The organism is Streptomyces sp. NPDC019937 (assembly GCF_040631655.1).
Lineage (GTDB): Bacteria > Actinomycetota > Actinomycetes > Streptomycetales > Streptomycetaceae > Streptomyces.
Genome location: NZ_JBEYAL010000021.1, coordinates 146,761 through 164,264, shown reverse-complemented (window position 1 = coordinate 164,264; position 17,504 = coordinate 146,761). Strand labels below are relative to the sequence as shown.

The 17,504-nt window shown below is 73.4% G+C and carries 19 protein-coding genes; 14 read left to right on the top strand and 5 right to left on the bottom strand.

Going from position 1 to position 17,504, the window contains the following annotated elements; translation table 11 throughout:
- Together ABZ562_RS22280 and ABZ562_RS22275 are read right to left on the bottom strand one after the other, a co-directional pair.
- The coding region (locus ABZ562_RS22280) for a VTT domain-containing protein (RefSeq protein WP_361482358.1) at positions 1 to 569 on the bottom strand (569 nt) is incomplete at its 3' end.
- On the bottom strand, positions 566 to 1,291 hold the full coding sequence (locus ABZ562_RS22275) for a methyltransferase domain-containing protein (RefSeq protein ID WP_361482355.1): 726 nt from the start codon (positions 1,289 to 1,291) through the stop codon (positions 566 to 568). The genes ABZ562_RS22280 and ABZ562_RS22275, both read right to left, overlap by 4 nt.
- A gap of 132 nt (positions 1,292 to 1,423) precedes the next feature.
- Between ABZ562_RS22275 and ABZ562_RS22270 the strand changes: the two genes are divergently transcribed.
- The 5 genes from ABZ562_RS22270 (at position 1,424) to ABZ562_RS22250 (ending at position 6,460) form a co-directional block, all read left to right on the top strand.
- A complete protein-coding gene (locus tag ABZ562_RS22270; protein ID WP_361482352.1) occupies positions 1,424 to 2,647 on the top strand; it encodes a histidine kinase in 1,224 nt (407 codons plus the stop codon).
- Positions 2,644 to 3,294, top strand: a complete 651-nt coding sequence (locus ABZ562_RS22265; protein WP_361482349.1) for a response regulator transcription factor — start codon at positions 2,644 to 2,646, stop codon at positions 3,292 to 3,294. The genes ABZ562_RS22270 and ABZ562_RS22265 overlap by 4 nt, the downstream gene beginning before the upstream one ends.
- A 131-nt stretch (positions 3,295 to 3,425) precedes the next feature.
- Positions 3,426 to 4,187, top strand: coding sequence for a hypothetical protein (locus tag ABZ562_RS22260; RefSeq protein WP_361482346.1), 762 nt, complete (start codon positions 3,426 to 3,428; stop codon positions 4,185 to 4,187).
- A gap of 231 nt (positions 4,188 to 4,418) precedes the next feature.
- Positions 4,419 to 5,120, top strand: a complete 702-nt coding sequence (locus ABZ562_RS22255) for a response regulator transcription factor (RefSeq protein WP_361482343.1) — start codon at positions 4,419 to 4,421, stop codon at positions 5,118 to 5,120.
- Positions 5,117 to 6,460, top strand: coding sequence for a HAMP domain-containing sensor histidine kinase (locus tag ABZ562_RS22250; RefSeq protein WP_361482340.1), 1,344 nt, complete (start codon positions 5,117 to 5,119; stop codon positions 6,458 to 6,460). Before ABZ562_RS22255 ends, ABZ562_RS22250 begins: the two co-directional genes overlap by 4 nt.
- A 31-nt stretch (positions 6,461 to 6,491) precedes the next feature.
- Here ABZ562_RS22250 and ABZ562_RS22245 read toward each other — a convergent pair whose 3' ends face one another.
- Genes ABZ562_RS22245 through ABZ562_RS22235 form a run of 3 tightly spaced genes read right to left on the bottom strand, consistent with a single transcriptional unit; the run spans position 6,492 to position 9,491 of the window.
- The gene (locus ABZ562_RS22245) at positions 6,492 to 7,394 is read right to left on the bottom strand and encodes a LysR family transcriptional regulator (RefSeq protein WP_361482337.1); all 903 of its coding nucleotides are present in this window, start codon (positions 7,392 to 7,394) and stop codon (positions 6,492 to 6,494) included.
- The gene (locus ABZ562_RS22240) at positions 7,354 to 8,898 is read right to left on the bottom strand and encodes an MFS transporter (RefSeq protein ID WP_361482334.1); all 1,545 of its coding nucleotides are present in this window, start codon (positions 8,896 to 8,898) and stop codon (positions 7,354 to 7,356) included. Before ABZ562_RS22240 ends, ABZ562_RS22245 begins: the two co-directional genes overlap by 41 nt.
- Complete coding sequence (locus ABZ562_RS22235; RefSeq protein WP_361482376.1) at positions 8,895 to 9,491, bottom strand: flavodoxin family protein; 597 nt, start codon at positions 9,489 to 9,491, stop codon at positions 8,895 to 8,897. The genes ABZ562_RS22240 and ABZ562_RS22235 overlap by 4 nt, the downstream gene beginning before the upstream one ends.
- A gap of 236 nt (positions 9,492 to 9,727) precedes the next feature.
- Here ABZ562_RS22235 and ABZ562_RS22230 point away from each other — a divergent pair, with 236 nt between their 5' ends.
- From ABZ562_RS22230 to ABZ562_RS22190, 9 genes are read left to right on the top strand one after another with little or no spacing between them, the layout of a single operon-like run.
- On the top strand, positions 9,728 to 10,543 hold the full coding sequence (locus ABZ562_RS22230) for a 2-amino-3,7-dideoxy-D-threo-hept-6-ulosonate synthase (protein WP_361482331.1): 816 nt from the start codon (positions 9,728 to 9,730) through the stop codon (positions 10,541 to 10,543).
- Positions 10,540 to 11,595, top strand: coding sequence for a 3-dehydroquinate synthase II (locus tag ABZ562_RS22225; RefSeq protein WP_361482328.1), 1,056 nt, complete (start codon positions 10,540 to 10,542; stop codon positions 11,593 to 11,595). The genes ABZ562_RS22230 and ABZ562_RS22225 overlap by 4 nt, the downstream gene beginning before the upstream one ends.
- Complete coding sequence (locus ABZ562_RS22220; protein WP_361482325.1) at positions 11,595 to 12,998, top strand: fatty acid--CoA ligase family protein; 1,404 nt, start codon at positions 11,595 to 11,597, stop codon at positions 12,996 to 12,998. Before ABZ562_RS22225 ends, ABZ562_RS22220 begins: the two co-directional genes overlap by 1 nt.
- Positions 12,999 to 13,035: 37 nt before the next feature.
- Positions 13,036 to 13,308 (top strand): acyl carrier protein, encoded by a 273-nt coding sequence (locus ABZ562_RS22215; RefSeq protein ID WP_361482321.1) that lies wholly within the window; start codon positions 13,036 to 13,038, stop codon positions 13,306 to 13,308.
- A complete protein-coding gene (locus tag ABZ562_RS22210) occupies positions 13,305 to 13,559 on the top strand; it encodes a phosphopantetheine-binding protein (RefSeq protein ID WP_361482318.1) in 255 nt (84 codons plus the stop codon). The genes ABZ562_RS22215 and ABZ562_RS22210 overlap by 4 nt, the downstream gene beginning before the upstream one ends.
- A complete protein-coding gene (locus ABZ562_RS22205; protein ID WP_361482315.1) occupies positions 13,556 to 14,728 on the top strand; it encodes a beta-ketoacyl-[acyl-carrier-protein] synthase family protein in 1,173 nt (390 codons plus the stop codon). Before ABZ562_RS22210 ends, ABZ562_RS22205 begins: the two co-directional genes overlap by 4 nt.
- A complete protein-coding gene (locus ABZ562_RS22200) occupies positions 14,725 to 15,330 on the top strand; it encodes a hypothetical protein (RefSeq protein WP_361482312.1) in 606 nt (201 codons plus the stop codon). The genes ABZ562_RS22205 and ABZ562_RS22200 overlap by 4 nt, the downstream gene beginning before the upstream one ends.
- Complete coding sequence (locus ABZ562_RS22195) at positions 15,327 to 17,021, top strand: class I adenylate-forming enzyme family protein (RefSeq protein ID WP_361482309.1); 1,695 nt, start codon at positions 15,327 to 15,329, stop codon at positions 17,019 to 17,021. Before ABZ562_RS22200 ends, ABZ562_RS22195 begins: the two co-directional genes overlap by 4 nt.
- Positions 17,018 to 17,503 carry a hypothetical protein gene (locus ABZ562_RS22190; RefSeq protein ID WP_361482307.1) on the top strand — a complete coding sequence of 162 codons (486 nt, stop codon included), beginning with the start codon at positions 17,018 to 17,020 and terminating at the stop codon, positions 17,501 to 17,503. The genes ABZ562_RS22195 and ABZ562_RS22190 overlap by 4 nt, the downstream gene beginning before the upstream one ends.
- Position 17,504: the final 1 nt, after the last annotated feature.

Here is a 17,504-nt window from a genome sequence, read left to right as displayed (position 1 = left end):
GGGGCGGGGCCGGGCGGGGGGGCCGGTCCCTCCAGCCGGCCCGGGGGGGCCCGCAGCCCGGGACCGGCCGCCACGGTGGCTGCGGCGTATCCGGCGCCCGCTTCGGCGAGGGCCCACAGGCAGGCGGCGGTGGCGCTGTAGGGAGCGATGCGGTGGTAGGGCAGGTGGGTGGCGCCCGCGAAGTGCGGGGCGAGGGTGCGGACCACGGGCAGGAAGCGGGCCAGGAAGACGGCCCGGCCGCCGTGGCGGGCCATCAGCGCCTCGGCGCGCCGCCAGGCCGTGTCGGGGACTCTTCGCCCGATGCGGCCTGTCCGCAGCCGGCCGCCCAGGAGCGCGCCGGTGCGGTGGGCGAGGAAGTCGCCCGCGACGACGGCCCCGGCCGCGGTCGCCATGACGGCGAGGAGGCTGATGTGGCCCGCGCGGGCCAGCGCTCCGGCGGTCAGCAGCAGCGTGAACGTGGGGACGAAGGCGCCGATCAGCAGGATCGACTCGGCCAGCACGGCCAGGGCCACCACCGGGTAGGCCGCGCCGGTCGGAAGGTGGCCGAGGAGGCCGGACAGCGCGTTCACCGACGGGCCATGTCCCGGGGAAGCTCCTGGTCGCGAGGGGCGTCGAGGGGGCGTCGCAGGTGCCAGACGTGGGCCGGGGGCAGATTGGCCCACACCGTCCAGCGGCCGGTGGCGTACCCGCGCTGGTAGCCGGCCATGACCTCGTGCACCTCGGCGTGCCGGCGGGCCTCGGCCCGTGACGCGGTCAGGGCACGGGCCCCGCGGGTGCCGACGTAGGCGAAGTAGGTCAGGATGCCGCCGGGGTGCAGCATCTCCAGGTACCGGGCCATGATGCGGTCGACCTGCGCGGGGGTGAAGTTGGTCAGCGGAAGCCCGGAGACGATCACGTCGTAGCGTCGGCCGGTGTCCAGGTGCTCGACGTACGTCTGGTGCACGGCCACCTGCCGGGGCGGGCCGGCCAGGTGGGGGTGGGCGGCGACGAGGTGGCGCAGGCGCGCGGCGAACCGCGGATTGGCCTCGACGATGTCCAGGCGGCTGCTCCGGGACAGCAGGGGTATCAGGGTGCGGGTGACCGCGCCGGTTCCGGCGCCCGCTTCCAGGACGGCCAGCGGGCGGGGAGCCCCGGCCCGCAGGGGCTCGGTCAGGGCGCGGGCGAGGGCCTTGCCGCTGGGGGCGACCGCGCCGGTGGTCCGCATGTCGCGGGCCGCCTCGATGAGGAACATCCAGCCCTCGGCGCGGCGCTGCGCCAGGACACGGTCGTGGGAGGTGGTCCAGTCGTTCATGGTGAACGACGCTAGAAATCCGCGCACCGGACCGGATCCGTCGTTGTGCGACGGCCGCTTCCTACGAAAGTAGGGGGTCGGCGTAGCAGAAGGTCGGACGGGCGGGCGCGGCGGCGTGCCTACGATTGCCCGGTGAGCTGGCGAGAGGGCCCGGGACGGGCCGTGTACGGACGGGCCGTGCTGGTGGTGGCGCTGGGCTCGATCGCCGTGCAGAACGGCGCGTCGGTCAGCGAGGGCGGCTATCTGGCCCCCGCGCCCGTGGCCGCCCTGCTGTGCGCGGTGGCGCTGCTCGTGCGCCGGTTTCCCTGGCAGGTCGCCCCGCTCCTGATCACCGCGGCCACGTCGTGGTGGGGGTGGCCCGTGCTGCCGCTGCTGCTCGTCGCGTTGTTCGACCTGGCCGCGCACCGCCGGGCCCGGGTGGCGCTGGCGTGTATCGCCACCGCGCTGGGCGCCAACCTGGTCACCCGGCCCGCGACGTCGCTGTGGACGCCGCAGCAGTACGGCTCCGTCGTGTTCCTGCTGCTGGTCGTGGTCGGTGGCCTGTGGCTGGGCAACCGGCGGCGTCTGGTCGCCGCGCTGGCCGCCCGGGTCGACCATCTGCGGGTGGAGTCGCGGCTGCGCGAAGAGGCGGCCCGGGCCGCGGAGCGGTCCCGCATCGCCGCGGAGATGCACGACGTGCTGGCCCACCGGCTGAGCCTGATCGCCCTGCACACCGGCGTCCTGGCCACCAAGGGCGACACGCTGCCCGTGCCGGTGGCGACGCGTCTGGGCCTGCTGCGCACGGCGTCCGCCGAGGCGCTGGCCGACCTGCGCGACGTACTCGGCGCCCTGCGCGACCCCGACTCCGCTCCGGCGCATGACGCGCTCGCACCCGCGGTGCGGGACGTGACGGAGCTGGCCGACGAGGCCCGCGCCGCCGGGCAGCGCGTCGAGCTGACGGCCGACGGCCCACCCGAGCGGGCTCCCACCACCCACCGGCTGGCCGTGTACCGCATCGTCCAGGAGGCGCTGACCAACGCCCGCAAGCACGCCGACGGCGCCGAGGTGGCCGTACGCGTCGGCTACCGGCCGCCCGCCACGCTGGTCGAGGTCACCAACGCACCCGGTACGCCCGGCACGGGCAGCGCCGTCGACTCCGGCTACGGGCTCGTCGGTCTGCGCGAACGGGTCACCGCCCTCGGCGGCCACCTGGACGCCGGGCCCGCCGGGTCGGGGACCTGGCGGCTGGCCGCCCGCATCCCCCACCCGACCGGCACCCACCCGATGGGCGCCGAGAACAACGACCCCGGGCAGAACGACCCTGAACAGATCGACCACGGACAGAACGGCACCGAGCAGAACGGCACCCGCACATGATCCGCGCCATGATCGTCGACGATGACGCCCTGGTCCGCCTCGGCCTGGCCGACCTCCTCGAAGGCGACCAGGACATCGAGGTCGTCGCCCAGGCCGCCGACGGTCTCCAGGCCGTCGAGCAGGCCACCGCACACCGCGTCGACGTCGCCCTCGTCGACGTACGCATGCCCCGCATGGACGGCATCACCGCCACCACCCGGCTGCGGGCCCTGCCCCACCCCCCGAGGGTGATCACCCTGACCACCTTCGACCTCGACGAATACGTCTACAACGCCCTCGCCGCCGGGGCGGACGGCTTTCTGCTCAAGGACACCGACCCGGCCGAGATCCTGCGCGCCGTCCACTTGGTGGCCGCCGGTTCGGCCATGCTCCACCCCACGGCGGCCCGCCGCCTCATCGACCGCTACCACGCCACCACCCGGCCGAAGGCCACCGCCGCCCGGGCCCGGCTGGACCGGCTCACTCCCCGGGAGCGGGAGGTGCTGACCCTGCTCGCCCGAGGCGACACCAACGCGGACATCGCCACCCGCCTCGCCATGCGGGAGAGCACCGTCAAGGCTCACGTCAGCCGCATCCTGGCCGCGTTGGAGGTCACCAACCGCGTCCAGGCCGCCCTCCTGGCCCGCGACGCGGAACCGACCGGCTGACCGGCCGGCCGCTCACCCTCGGAGTCCGGCTCCAGATGCCTGCCCCTGACATCGCGTCAGGGTGTTCTCCGGGGCCCGTCAGGGAACTTCCGCATGGGCTGGGGCGGCCGGGAGCGGCCAGGGTCGAGGGCATGAAGAGAATCGTGACCGCACTCCGCCGTGGCCGCCTCGCGACCGGAGTCGGGGCCGCGGCCGCCGCCCTCACTGTGACCGCCGCCGTCCAAGCCCCGGCCTTCGCCCAGCCCGGCGCCTCGGTCCGGCCCGGCGCCGCCACCGTGCCGGTCCCCACCCCGGAGTCGCTCGCCCCCGCCTACGCCGACTGCCCCAAGGACCTGCCCGCGGGCGCCGACCGCGCGAAGTGGCGCTGCGAGGTGTCGGCCGCGTACGGGCGGATCAAGCTCGGCGGGATCGACCTCCCCGACATCAAGCCCATCACGCTCGTCCACGCCGAGGGCCCGCTGCCCGACGGCACGTTCGGCCAGGTCTTCGGCTCCGTACGCGCCGAGCCGACACCGGTGCCGGGCTCGCCGGGGCTGTCCGTCCGGGCCGAGTACGGGGGGTACGCCGACTTCCTCACCAGCGGCGCCGTCGATCTGACGTTCCGGCTGGCCTCCCCGCTCCTCGACCGGGCGTGCTCCATCGGCACGGACGGGCAACCGGTGAAGCTCCGCCTCACCAAGGACGCGCCGAGCACCTGGCTGTCCCAGGACCCGCCGCTGGTCCGCTTCCCCGCGCACGACGACACCTTCACCACGCCCGCGGCCACCGGCTGCGGTCCCCTCGGCCGGGCGCTCAACCACCGTTTCGCCCTGCCCGCCGCCTCCGGTGAAAGCGTGGTCACGTACACCGCGTACTACACCTTCACGACGTACGACCGCCTCCCGGTCGCCTAGGGGGTGTCGTGTGGATCAGGCCGGATCAGCGAGCGGCGTCTGGTGGTAGCTCGCAACCCGCGTGAGGAGAGCGCAGCGGCGCTGCGTGCGACGAGCGCGGGGCCGCGAGGTGCCGTGCCGGGCGTCGGGAGCCCGGCATGATCCACACGACACCCCCCTACCCCGCCGGCGCCGAGCGGTCGGCCGAGATAGTACGCACCGCCCCCGGAGCCGGGCTGCCAAGATGAGCGAATGATCTACCCAGCCGATACACAACGGTCGACTGCGGATCAGACACGGCTGTTACTGGTCGAGGACGACCGGGAGACCGCAGACATGCTGGCCGAATTGTTCGTCTCAGAGGGCTATGACGTCGAGGTGGCGTACGACGGCCACCGGGGGCTCCATCTCGGCCTCGGCCGGCGGCATCAGGTGATGGTCATCGACCGGATGCTGCCCGGTATCGACGGCCTGGACCTGGTGAAACGATTACGGCGGGTCGGTGTCACCACCCGGGTCCTGGTGCTGACCGCGCTGGGCGAGCTGGGGGATCGGGTCACCGGCCTCGACTCCGGCGCGGACGACTACCTGGTCAAGCCGTTCGAAGTGGATGAACTGCTGGCCAGGGTGCGGGCGTTGCACCGGCGCGACCTCGCGGACGCCGAAGTCCTGCCGCTCGGCGACGGGGACGGGCAGCTGGACCTGCGGCGCCACGAGGTCCGCCTCGCCGACGGCAGCCGGATCGAGCTGTCCCTGCGCGAGTTCGGTCTGCTGCACGCGCTCGCCGACGGCCCCAAGCGGGTGCACGACCGCTCGCACCTGCGCGAGCGCGTGTTCCCCGACACCTCGGCGGAGTCCATCGTCGACACCTATGTCTACTACCTGCGGCGGAAACTGGGCCGTGACGTCGTCCGCACCGTGCGGGGGCGCGGCTACCAGATGGGCTCGCTGTGATCTCCCTTCCGGTCCGCCTCCCGCGCCGCCCGGCCCCCGGCCCCGAGCAGCGGCGGCTCGCCTCCGCCCAGTGGTCGATCACCCTGCGCATCTCGCTGGTGATGTCGGTGATCATGCTGCTGGTCGTGGCCATCGTGTACTCCGTCGTGCTGTTCGCCCAGCGCGCCGACGCCGAGCGCGAGACGCAGTGGGGCATCCGGCACAACACCGTCGACAGCCCGCCGGTCTGCATGTGGATCACCGTGGAGCGGGACGGAGTGCTCCGCAGCACCCGCGGCATCCCGGACGGCCTCCCCGTGACGTCCAGCCTGAAGGCGGTCCGGGCGGGCGCTCCCTGGGTGCTGGAGCGGGTGGAGCGCGGTGGCGAGCAGTACACGGTGCGCACCGCGCGGCGCGGCCACGAGGTCGTGCAGGCGGCGTACGGCGAACGGTTCCAGCGGGCGGACCGAAAGCACCTGCTGCTCGCCTTCGCGACGGCCGAGTCGATCGGTCTGCTGCTCGTCGCCGTGGCGAGCGGCAGGCTCGCGCGGCGGGCGATGACGCCGCTGTCCGAGGCGCTGGACCGGCAGCGGCGGTTCGTCGCGGACGCCAGCCACGAACTGCGCACCCCCCTGACCCAGTTGCACACCCGCGCCCAGCTGCTGGCCCGGCGCTCCGGTTCGGAGCGCCCGCAAGCGCTGACCGCCGACCTCCAGCGCCTGGTGACCGGGACCCGGCAGCTCGGTGACGTCATCGACGACCTGCTGCTGTCCGCGCGGCTGTCCCAGTCGCCGGGGTCGTACGATCCGGTCGACCTCGCCGCGCTCGCCGAGGAGGCGGTGGCCGCCGAGGACGCCCGGGCCCAGTCGATGGGGCTGACCGTGCGGATGCGGCAGGGGCCGGGGCGGCACGTGGTGATGGGCACCGCCCCCGCGCTGCGACGGGTGATCGCCGCGCTGGTCGACAACGCGATGGGGCACACCCCGCCCGGCGGGGAGGTCGTGGTGTCCGTGGACGCCCCGCGCCCCGGGGTCGTGTCGCTGTCCGTACGCGACACCGGGGTGGGGATCGCGCCGGAGGCGGCCGATCGCCTCTTCGAGCGGTTCGCCCGGGGGACGGCCGGGCGGGGCAGGCGGTTCGGGCTCGGTCTGGCGCTGGCCCGGGAAGTGGTCGAAAGCCATCGGGGACGGATCACCGCCGGTGGACGCCCGGGACACGGCGCGCTGTTCACCGTCGAGCTTCCGGCGGCGCCGGCGGGCGGCACGATGGACGATGCGACCGGCGACGCGATCCCACGGCAGCGGTCGATCGCCGCGTGCCTGTCCGTCGTGGCCCGGCAGCCGGGCGGCCACGGGCGCTGACCGCACGCCCGGACACCTCGCCGTCCGGCGGTCATGAGACGCGCGGGCGGCACCAGTCGAGCGCGCCCGCGTCGATGTCCTCGGCCAGCTCCGCCAGTGGCGAACCCGCCGGCCACACCAGCCGGGTCCGGCGCCACAGCCGCCCGTTGGCCAGCCGTTTCAGGGCGATGCCCGGGCAGCGGTCGCCCGGGGCGGCGAAAACGCCGACCGCGTTCCCGACGCCGACGATGGCCGCCGCGGTGGTCTGGTCGGCGCCGAAGTAGCGGAACCGCGGGGTGAACCCGGCCCGCTCGCAGGCGATCCGCAGGCTGAGGCCCAGGCCGTCCGACCGGTCTCCGGGCGCGACCCAGATCTCCTCGGCCAGCTCCTCCAGGGGGATCAGCTGCCGGTGGGCCAGCCGGTGGCCGGGGGCCAGGCCGATCAGCACGGGTTCGGTGCCGAGGTCTCGTACGGTGAACTCGCGGACCGCGGGCGGGCCGACGTCCGGGAACTCGCTGATGACCGCGAGCGCGATCTTCTCCATGCGCAGCAGCTCCAGCACGGCCTGGGAGGAGGGCTCCAGATACGTCAGCTGTTCGTGGTGCGGCAGCCGCTCCCGGATGAGCGCGGCGATCAGCGGCACCCAGGGGTTGTCCACGCCGCCCAGCGCGACGGCCCGCGGTGGTTCGGCGGGCCGGGCGAGCGTACGGGCCGTGGCGATCAGATCGCCGAACGCGTCCAGCAACTCCCGGGCCCGGCCCACCACATGGACGCCCAGCTCGGTCGGCACGACGCCCTGCGGACGGCGGCGGAAGAGCGGCCCGCCCAACTCCTGCTCGATACGCCGGAGTTGGGTGGAGAGCCCGGATTGCGCGATGTTCAGCGTGGCGGCAGCGCGGCTGATACTGCCGGATTCAGCCACGGTGAGCACGATCCGCAGGTGGCGCAGACCCATATCCACTTCCTGCCTCCGTCGGTGATGGTCGTGGCCGGAAATAGCCGATGACGAGTACGGCACCGGCCAGGGACAGCAGCGCCGTCCACGTGGCGGTGACGTGGAGGGCGTGCAGATAGGCCCGGTCGGCGGCGGCGCGGAGTTCGGGCCGGTTCAGCGTCGCGGCCACCGCCCGGGTGGCCTCCGCGGAGTCCAGCGCCCGGCCCCGGGGGCCGGGGGCCAGCCCGTCGAGCGCGGGCCGGATCCCGCCGCGATAGGACGTGGCGAGCACCGAGCCGAGCACCGCGACCCCGAGGGTGCTGCCCACGGGCCGGGTGGCGGCGCTGATGGCCGCGCCCGCGCCGGTGTACCGCGCGGGCAGGACGGCCATCATCTCCGCCGTCATCGGCGCCACCACCAGCCCGATACCGGCGCCCTGGACGAACAGCACCACGGCGATCGAGGCCACCGGGGTGTCCGCGCCGAAGAACACGTACGCGCCGAAGGTGGCGCTGGAAAGGAGGATCCCGGCGACCGCGCACCACCGCACGGTGAGCCACCGGGCCAGCCCCGGGGAGATCTGGTTGCCGAGGACGATGCCCCCCGCCGCGGCGGCCATCACCACTCCGGCGGCCGGCGCCGACAGGCCGTGCACCCCCTGCAGATAGAAGGCGCAGTAGAAGAGCTGCCCGGCCAGGCCGAAGAAGAGCAGCAGCAGGGTCACGCTGCCGCCCGCGAAGCGCGGCTCGGTGAACAGCCGCACGTCGAACCCCGGCGCCTCCCGGCCGCTCTGCGCCCGTACGAACACCGCCAGCAGCGCGAGCCCGGCCACCAGCGGCAGCAGCGCGGCCGGGCTCGCCCAGCCGGACGGCCGGCCGCCCTGGATGACGCCGTACACCACCAGGCCAAGCCCCAGTACGGAGAGCAGCAGCGCCGCCGGGTCGAGCACCCGGCGCTCGGCGTAGCGCAGCTCTGGCACCAGCAGCGCCACCCCGGCCAGGCATACGGCCACCACCGGCAGGTTGACGAGGAACACCGACCCCCACCAGAACTGGGCGAGCAGCGCACCGCCCACCACGGGCCCGGCCGCGACGGCCGCGCCGCCCGCGGAGGCCCACACCGCGATGGCGCGGGTGCGGTGGGCGGGCGCGGTGCCACGGGTGACGATGGCGAGGGTGGCCGGGGTGATGAGCGCCCCGCCCGCGCCCATGAACCCCCGGGTGACGACGAGTTCGGTGGCGCCGGGCGCGAACGCGGCCAGCGCGGAGGCGGCGGCCAGGAGCAGCAGCCCGGCGGTCAGGGTGCGGCGCGGCCCGTAGCGGTCGGCGAGGGCGCCACCGGCGAAGCTGCCCGCGGCGAACACCAGCGAGTACGAGGCGTTGGCCCAGGCCAGCTCCGCGGAGTCGGCGCCGAGGCCGCGTACCGGGTCGGCGAGGGTTTCCATCGCCACGTTGAGGACCGTGTTGTCCAGCAGGACCAGCGTCTGCGCCAGGACCGCCACGGCCACGGCCCACCACTGCCTCACGGCGTCAGCGCTTCTCTCCCCGCGACGACGGTCCGGGTGACCTCCGCGACGCGCCGGCCGAGGTGTTCGGCGGTGGCGAGGTCGGACGGGTGCACGGTGCCCGACCGGTCGTCCACCGGGGACTGTGCGCCCGCGCCCTGGAAGAAGCCGAGCCGGTTGGGGTCGGATGCGCTGCCGCGGCTGGAGTTCCAGCCGGGGGCCAGGCCGAGGCTGACCCAGAGCATGCCGTGCTGGGCGGCGAGGGTGGCGAAGTAGCCGAGGGTGCCCGCCTTGTCCCCGGCCATGGAGCCGGAGTTGGTGAAGCCCGCCGCCACCTTGTCCTGCCAGCGGCGGGCGAGCCAGCGCCGGGCGCCGGCCTCGGCGAAGGTGTGGAACGCGGCGGAGGCGGTGCCCATGTACGTGGGCGCGCCGAAGACGATCGCGTGGGCGTCGTCGAGCACACCCCAGTCCTCGTCGGTGATCCGGTCGACCCGGATGAGGGTGACCTTGGTGTCCGGGGCCCGGCTCGCTCCGGTGCGTACGGCCTCCCCCAGCCGTGCGGTGTGCCCGCGTCCGCCGTGACAGGCGATCGCGATGTGTACCGGGTGGGTCAAGGCGGTCAAGCCGGCCTCCTCGAAAACGCTGTTCCGGGTCCGGTTCTTGCGCAGAGCCGTCGGGCAGCCTGCCACAGCAGTCTCAGAGGTTTCTCAGAGCCGCATAACCGCGGAGTGATGGAGATTCGCTATCGGCTCGCCCTCGTACGGGCGTGCCATTCTGGCCCGGCAATCCCGCAGCACCCCCAAGAACCCCCGAAGCACCGTCCACCCGTTGGAAGAGGTGTTCCCGGCACATGACCGATTTGGGTAAGTCACTCCGGATGCGGAGGCTGTCCGCGGTGGGGGACGGCAGATACCTCTTCGTCCCGCTCGACCACAGCGTGTCCGACGGGCCGGTGGTGCCCCAGGCCCGCTGGAACGGGCTGCTGAGCGCGCTGGTGGACGGCGGCGCGGACGCGGTGGTCGTCCACAAGGGCCGGGCGCGCGCGATCGCCCCGGGCATCCTGCGCCACTGCGCGCTGGTGGTGCACCTGAGCGCCGGAACCGTGTACCAGGCCGACGCCGACGCGAAGGTGCTCGTCGGCGAGGTGGAAGAGGCGGTGCGGCTGGGCGCGGACGCGGTGAGCGTGCACGTGAACCTCGGCTCGGACACCGAACACCGGCAACTCACCGACCTGGGGACCGTGGCGGCCTCGTGCGACACGTGGAACATGCCGCTGCTCGCGATGATCTACCCGCGGGGCCCCCGGATCGCCGATCCGCACGACCCGGCGCTGCTCGCCCACGCCGTCAACATCGCCGCGGACCTCGGCGCCGACCTGGTGAAGACGTCGGTCGCGCTGCCGCTGGACCGGATGGCCGAGGTGGTGGACAGCTGCCCGCTGCCGGTCCTCGCCGCGGGCGGCCCGCCCGACGGTACGGACCTGATCGGCCACGGGACGTCGCTGATGCTCGCCGGCTGCCGTGGCCTCGCGGTCGGCCGCCGGATCTTCTCCTCCCCCTCCCCCGCCTCGCTGGTGAAGCGGCTCGCGGCCGTCGTCCACGCGGTCGACGGCATCGACACCGGAACGGCCCCCCATCCCCCGACGATTGCGACAGGTGCCGCATGAAGTTCGCCTGGATCGACCTCAGAACCGTGCCGCAGGACCAGCTGGAGGCCGTCGTGGACGCCGCCGTCCACACCCGGACGCGGGGTGTGCTCTGCGACGACGAAGCCGTCCTCAAGGCCCTGCCCCCGACCATCACCGGCGTCACCACCACACCGGTGACCGACGAGAAGCAGCTGTACGGCCTCGACTCCGACACCGCGGACCGGGTCGTCGCGGGCTGGGTCGACGTCCACGACGAACCGTCGCTGCGGCTGGCGTGCGCCGCCGCCGTCACGCTGCCGTTCACCGTGGTCCGCTTCGCCGACCCGACGAAGATCCCGCTGGAGATCGTGCTCGCCGCCGCGGACCGCTCCGAGGGCGAGCTGATCACCGTCTGCGCGGACCTGGAAGAGGCCGCCACCGTCCTCGACGTGCTGGAACGCGGTTCGGACGGCGTCCTGCTGGCACCCTCGACCGCGGGCGAGGTGTTCGCGCTGGCCCGGCTGCTGGAAGCCGGTACGGAACCGCTGGACCTGACCACGCTGACCGTCGAGGGCATCGAGCACCACGGCCTCGGCGACCGGGTGTGCGTGGACACCTGCAGCCACTTCGCCGAGGACGAGGGCATCCTCGTCGGCTCGTACTCGACCGGCTTCATCCTGTGCTGCAGCGAGACCCATCCGCTGCCGTACATGCCGACCCGCCCCTTCCGGGTCAACGCGGGCGCCCTGCACTCCTACGTCCTCGGTCCGGACAACCGCACCAACTACCTGAGCGAGCTGCGCGCGGGCCGCACCACCCTCGCCGTCAACGCCGAGGGGCGCACCCGGCCGGTCCTCATCGGCCGTGCCAAGCTGGAGTCCCGGCCGCTGCTGACCATCACCGCGCGCTCCCCCGAGGGCGTCGAGGTGAGCCTGACCGTCCAGGACGACTGGCACGTACGGGTGCTCGGGCCCGGCGCAAAGGTCCACAACGTCACCGAGCTGCGGCCCGGCGACGAACTGCTCGGCTATCTGGCCACGGACCAGCGCCATGTGGGCTTCCCCATCGGCGAGTTCTGCCGGGAACAGTGATGAGCGGCATCCACGGCGGCGACATCGGCATGCGGACGCTCGTCGAGACGCTGTTCGACGCCCACCCCGGCGAACTGCCCTGCCTCGCCCACGGCGACCACCCGGTGACCCGCGCCGAGGTACGCGCCGCCGCGGCCGCCGAGGCGGACGTGTTCGCCGGGTACGGCATCGGCGAGGGCACCACGGTCATGCTGCGGATACCGCCGAGCTTCACCCAGATCGAGGTGCTGCTCGCGCTGTGGCGGCTGGGCGCCCAGGTGATGCTCGTCGACCACCGGCTCAAACAGTCCGAAGTGGACGCGTTGCGCGCGCTGTGCCATCCGCAGTTCCTGGTCGCCGCGGGTACGGCGGGGCGCGCACCGCTGCGGTTCGAACCCCGCTACGAGGTGGTCACCTCCCGCTGCCCGGACGGCCGGGCCGCGGCGACCGGCCACCGGCTGGTGCAGTTCAGCTCGGGCTCCACCGGGCTGCCCAAGGTGATCGGGCGGACCCCGGCCTCCCTGGCCACCGAGATCGAGCGGTTCACCCGGATCGAGGGCATGCCCACCCTGGGCGAGCGGGTGCTGCTGCTCAGTTCCACCGCGCACAGCTTCGGGCTGATCGCCGGGGTGCTGCACTCCCTGGTCGCGGGCGCCGCGGCCGTGTTCGCCCGCCGGGTGTCCGCCAAGGACATCCTCACAGCGGCCGGGCGCCACGATGTGCACGCGATATTCGGCACCCCGTTCCACTACGAACTGCTGGCCACCGCAAGGGAGTTGCCCCCACTCCCCGCCTTGCGCGCCGCCGTGTCCGGCGGCGAGATCATGCCCCCGGAAACGGCGGCGCGGTTCGCCGACCGCTTCGGCATCGGAGTCGGCGAATCGTACGGAACCACCGAGACGGGCGTCATCGCGATGGAGGTCAGCGGCGCCTCCCGCCCCACCGTCGGACGCGCCGCCCCCGGTGTGCTCCTACGCGTCCACGAGGGCGAGCTGGACGTCTGGCTGCCGGACGGCTCCCCGTATCTGCACGCCTCCGGCGGCGGCCGCTACGCCGACGGCTGGCTGCACACCCGCGACCGGGCCGAGCTGGACCCCACCGGAGCCGTGCGGCTGCTGGGCCGCGGTGACTCGTTGGTGGTCATCGGCGGCCTCAAGGTCGATCTGACCGAGGTGGAGGACGTGCTGCGCCACCACCCCGGGGTCAGCGGGGCCGTGGTCGTGCACGCCGGTACCACCGAGGCGTACGTGTCCACCGCACCGGACGGCCCCTCGGCCGGGGAGCTGCTGCGCTGGTGCCGGGACCGGCTGGCCGACTACAAGGTGCCGCGCGTCATCCAGGTCCTCCCGGACCTGCCCCGCACCTCCAACGGCAAGCTCATCCGCCGCCGCGAGGCCCTGCTCGCCCGCTCCCCCGGCCACTGACCTCACATCACCGCTGCCGAAAGAAAGGTTGCGCACCATGGAGACGGCATTGGAGAAGGAGATCCGTCAGTTCGTGCTCAGCACGATCAGCGAGGACATGAACCACCCGCTCGACACGGACGAGATCACCGACGACAGCCCCCTGGGCACCGGCGGCATCGACATCGACTCGCTGAGCCTGATCGAGCTGGTCCTGCGGATCGAGCGCCGGTTCGGCGTGAAGTTCCCGGACACCGATTTCGAACCGGTCGGCGCGATGAACCTCGGCGACCTGGTGGACGACGTGATCAAGCGGGGCGCCACCGCATGACCGCGGCTATCACCACCGACGTGGTGCGGGAGCTGCTGTCCGACCCCAAGATCTTCGCAGCCCTGCCGCCCGATCTGGACGACGACGCCGACCTGGCGCTGGACTCACTGGGCCTGGTGTGGTTCCTGCACCAACTGGAGCTGCGCTACGGGCTGGAGATCGAACCGGCCGAGGCGTTCCTCGCCGAGTTCACCTCGGTACGGCGCATCACCGCCTACCTCAACGATCACCACCTGGTGGACCGCCCATGACCCATGAGGTGCTGCTGACCGGCTTCGGGGTACGGACGGCCTTCGGCACCGGGGCCGACGCGCTGCGGGAGGGCGTGTTCGACGGGAACCCCGCGTTCGCCCCGATCACCCGCTTCGACACCGGCCCATACCGTACGGATCTGGCCGCGACGTGGGGCGGGGCCGTCCCGCTGCGCGAGGTGCTGGCCGACGTGGCCGGGGCGGCGGTGGCGATGGCGGGACTGCCGAGGGACGCGGAGGCGGCGGTCCTGGTGGGCACCGCGGGCGACTTCACCGCCCTGACCGACTTCTGGCGCACCGCACCCGGCGCCCCCGACCGCGCCGTCGAGGCCGACCCCGCCCCCGTGGCCGACCGCGCCGTCGAGACCGTGCCCGGGTGGCAGGCCGCGGCGCTCGGGGACGCGCTCGGGGTGCGCGGCACCCGGCTGGCGTTCACCAACGCCTGCGTCGCCTCGGCCAGCGCCACCGCGCACGGGTGTCAGCTCATCGCCTCCGGCCGGGCCGACGTCGTGATCTGCGCCGGGGCGTACCTCGTGGAGGAGGAGAACCTGGCCAAGTTCGGGTCGGGGTTCGCCCTCTCCCGCGACGGGGCGGTACGGCCGTTCTGCGCCGACCGCAGCGGGCTGCTGCTCGGCGACGGGGCCGCCGCCGTCGTCCTCGAATCGGCCGGGAACGCCCGGCGCAGGGGCGCGCGTGTGCTCGGCGCGGTGACCGGCTGGGGTGCCGCCTCCGACGCCCATCACATCGCGCGCCCGCACCCCGAGGGCACCGGGCTGGTCACCGCCGCACGGCGGGCCCTGCGGCGGGCGGGCGGGCCGCGCGTCGACTATGTGAACGCGCACGGCACCGCGACCAAGTCCAACGACCCCGCCGAGACGCGCGGGCTGCGCACGCTCTTCGGCGCGGACGCGCCCCACGTGCCGGTCAGTTCCACGAAGAGCACGACGGGACATCTGCTGGAGGCATCCGGAGTGGTGGAACTCGTCATCACCCTGCTCGCGCTGCGGGACGGGGTCCTGCCGCCCACCGCCGGGTTCACCGAACCGGATCCGGCCTGCGACCTCGACTACGTACCGAACCGGCCCCACAAGGCCGACATCCGGCGGGCGCTCACCGTCAACGCCGCGTTCGGCGGTGCCAACACCGCGCTGATCGTGGAGCGCGCGTGATCGCCGCGATGGCCGGTCCGGCCGCGCCGCCCGTCGCCGGTTTCGTGGAGTCCGCCTTCAACCCGCTCGTGCACCAGGCCGTCGAGCGATGCCTGACCGCCCACCCCGGCGACGGCTCCCGGACCGCGATGGTCCTGGCCAGCACCATGGGCGATGCCACCACCCTCGACCTCGGCAGCCGTCGGCTCGTCGCCGGGCAGGTGCACAACCCGCTGCTGTTCATGCAGAGCACCGCCAACGCCATCCTCGGCCAGCTCAGCCGGGACTTCGCCATCACCGGGCCCCTGCTGTGCCTGTCCACCGTGGCGGACCTGGCCGGGGAGCTGCTGTCCACTGCCGAACTCCTCCTCTGTGATGAGGAGTTGCACCGGGTCGTGCTCATCGGTGTCGAGCTGGCCGGCACCGGGCGCACCACGGCCGCCTACCGCGAGCTGCGCACCATCGGCCCGCCCGCCGAAGACCGGGCCGTGGCCCTCGTGATCGACCGCGACGACCCGCACCCGCACCCCCGTCCCCCGTGCGGCACCCCGTCCACCGAGTACGGCACCCTCCGCGGCCTGGTCGAGCTGGCCGCCCGAATCCAAGGAACCGACCGCCCATGATCACCAAGGAAGAACGCGCGCGGATCAGCCAGGACGCCGCTTTGGGTGCCGGGAACGTGATCCACCGGCTGAAGGCGTACGGCAGACCGCTCGGCGAACAGGCGCTGTGGACCGACACCACCTGGCAGGCCCCGGACGGCACCCACCCCGAGGTGCTGACCCTGGGCGAACTGCACGAGGCTGTCGAGATCTACGCACGCTGGTACCACGCGCACGGCGTGCGGCCCCGCGATCCGGTGGCGATCCAGACGTACTCCAGCACGGAGTTCGCCATCAACTTCCTCGCGCTCACCTCCCTCGGCGCGATCCCCTCCTTCGTCAACGGCAACCTCCGCCCCGAGATCGCCCGCGAGTACGTGCGCCGCCAGGGCGCGGTGGGCGCCCTCACCGATCAGGCCCACCGCCCCGTCCTGGCTCCCCACCAGGACGAACTGGGCCTCGCCTTCTGCGCCACCGCGGCCGACATCCGCGCGGACACGGCCCGCGGCCCGCTCCCGGCGTCGTACCCGTACGCCCACCACGCCACCGACCCGATCATCATTTCCCACTCCTCCGGCACCACCGGCATGCCCAAGGCCGTCCCGCACACCCACGAGACGCTGCTGTACGCGCAGTTGCACCGGCTGAAGCTGTCGGTCGGCTCCGCGATGGGCAGGCTGCTGGTCGCGATGCCCGGTTCGCACAACGCGTCCATCTCGGTCATGCTGTTCGGCTTCCTGCTGCGCTCGCCCGTCCTGCTGCTGTCCAGCCAGCGCGGCGTGGACGTCCTGGACGCGATGGAATCGTTCCGCCCCACCACGGTGTTCGCGTTCGCCGGGACGTACGGGGAGATGGCGGCCCAGGACCTCGCCGTACGCGATCTGGCCGACGTCGAGGCCTGGTACAACACCGGCGACGCGGCACACGAAACCCACATCAAGGCGCTCATCGCGCAGGGCAGCCATGACACGATCGGCCCTGACCTCAAGCGCTGCCGGGTCCAAGGCTCCGTCTTCACCGACGGGCTCGGCTCCTCCGAAACCGGCTACTCGCTCTTCCACAACGGACACAAGCCCGGCCGCTCGTCCTACTCCCGCTGCGTGGGCAAACCGATGAGCTTCGCCGAGGCCGCGGTGCTCTCCGAAGACGGCCGCCCGCTGCCACCCGGCGAGGTGGGCCGCCTCGGTGTCCGCTCCCCCACTCTCACCCCCGGCTACTGGAACGACTCGCTGACGTTCCACCGGCTGCGGCTCGGCGGCTACTGGCTCACCGGCGACCTCGCCTACCGCGACGAGGACGGCAACTTCTACCACCTCGACCGCGTCCCCGACGCCGTCCGCACCGCCGCGGGCCTGGTGTTCAGCACCCGCACCGAGGAGCTGCTGCTGCGCGAGCTGCCCGGCCTCGACGACTGCACGGTGGTGGCCGTCGCCCCCGAGGGCGTGCGTGCCGACTGGGACGGCGACGGAACGGCCGACGCGTACGTCCTGCTCCAGGTGCGCCCGGACGCGGCGGCCACGGACGACACGGACTGGACCGCCAGGGTCAATGGCGTGCTCACCGCCGAGGGCTTCCCGCCGCTCACCGGGGCGCTCCGGATGGACGCCAACGACGTGGTGAAGGGCGCCACCGGCAAGGTGCTGAAACGGGAGATGCGCGAACGCTTCCGGGCCCGCCTGGCGGGCGGCGAGCTGGACGGGCAGGCCCGATGACCACCGGCCCCCGGCCGATGGATGTGTACCGCCAGTGGTGGCTGCACGACGCCCGCTGGTACCAGGGCGTGGCGAAGCGGTTCGGACACGCGGCGGCCAACGAGATCAACGCCGAGGCGCTGCGCTACGTGGCCGTGCAGGCGGGCAAGCGCATCGCCCGCCTGCACGGCGGAAAACCGGCCGCCGACCTCGAAGAACTGCGCTGCCGGTACGAGGCGTGCTCCGAGTGGATGTTCCCGAGCGAACTGCGCGACGGCGGCACGGCGGTGCTCCCGGACGGCGAGATCGAACTGACCATGCGGCAGAACTTCGCCGTGGCGATGGTCCGGATGGCCGGTTCGCTGGACGGCTACGACTGCCCGTGCACGGACATCCACGCGGGCTGGTCGGAGGGGCTGGGCGTCGAACTCACCCGCAACTGCGCGACCGCGTGCCTGCGCAACGGCGACCCCGCCTGCCGGTTGCTGATGCGGCCGGGCTGAG

Coding starts and splice junctions, on each gene's coding strand:
- ABZ562_RS22275 (WP_361482355.1), bottom strand. CDS start 1,291: ATGAACGACTGGACCACCTCCCACGACCGTGTCCTGGCGCAGCGCCGC.
- ABZ562_RS22265 (WP_361482349.1), top strand. CDS start 2,644: ATGATCCGCGCCATGATCGTCGACGATGACGCCCTGGTCCGCCTCGGC.
- ABZ562_RS22260 (WP_361482346.1), top strand. CDS start 3,426: ATGAAGAGAATCGTGACCGCACTCCGCCGTGGCCGCCTCGCGACCGGA.
- ABZ562_RS22255 (WP_361482343.1), top strand. CDS start 4,419: ATGATCTACCCAGCCGATACACAACGGTCGACTGCGGATCAGACACGG.
- ABZ562_RS22245 (WP_361482337.1), bottom strand. CDS start 7,394: ATGGGTCTGCGCCACCTGCGGATCGTGCTCACCGTGGCTGAATCCGGC.
- ABZ562_RS22230 (WP_361482331.1), top strand. CDS start 9,728: ATGACCGATTTGGGTAAGTCACTCCGGATGCGGAGGCTGTCCGCGGTG.
- ABZ562_RS22225 (WP_361482328.1), top strand. CDS start 10,540: ATGAAGTTCGCCTGGATCGACCTCAGAACCGTGCCGCAGGACCAGCTG.
- ABZ562_RS22220 (WP_361482325.1), top strand. CDS start 11,595: ATGAGCGGCATCCACGGCGGCGACATCGGCATGCGGACGCTCGTCGAG.
- ABZ562_RS22215 (WP_361482321.1), top strand. CDS start 13,036: ATGGAGACGGCATTGGAGAAGGAGATCCGTCAGTTCGTGCTCAGCACG.
- ABZ562_RS22210 (WP_361482318.1), top strand. CDS start 13,305: ATGACCGCGGCTATCACCACCGACGTGGTGCGGGAGCTGCTGTCCGAC.
- ABZ562_RS22205 (WP_361482315.1), top strand. CDS start 13,556: ATGACCCATGAGGTGCTGCTGACCGGCTTCGGGGTACGGACGGCCTTC.
- ABZ562_RS22195 (WP_361482309.1), top strand. CDS start 15,327: ATGATCACCAAGGAAGAACGCGCGCGGATCAGCCAGGACGCCGCTTTG.
- ABZ562_RS22190 (WP_361482307.1), top strand. CDS start 17,018: ATGACCACCGGCCCCCGGCCGATGGATGTGTACCGCCAGTGGTGGCTG.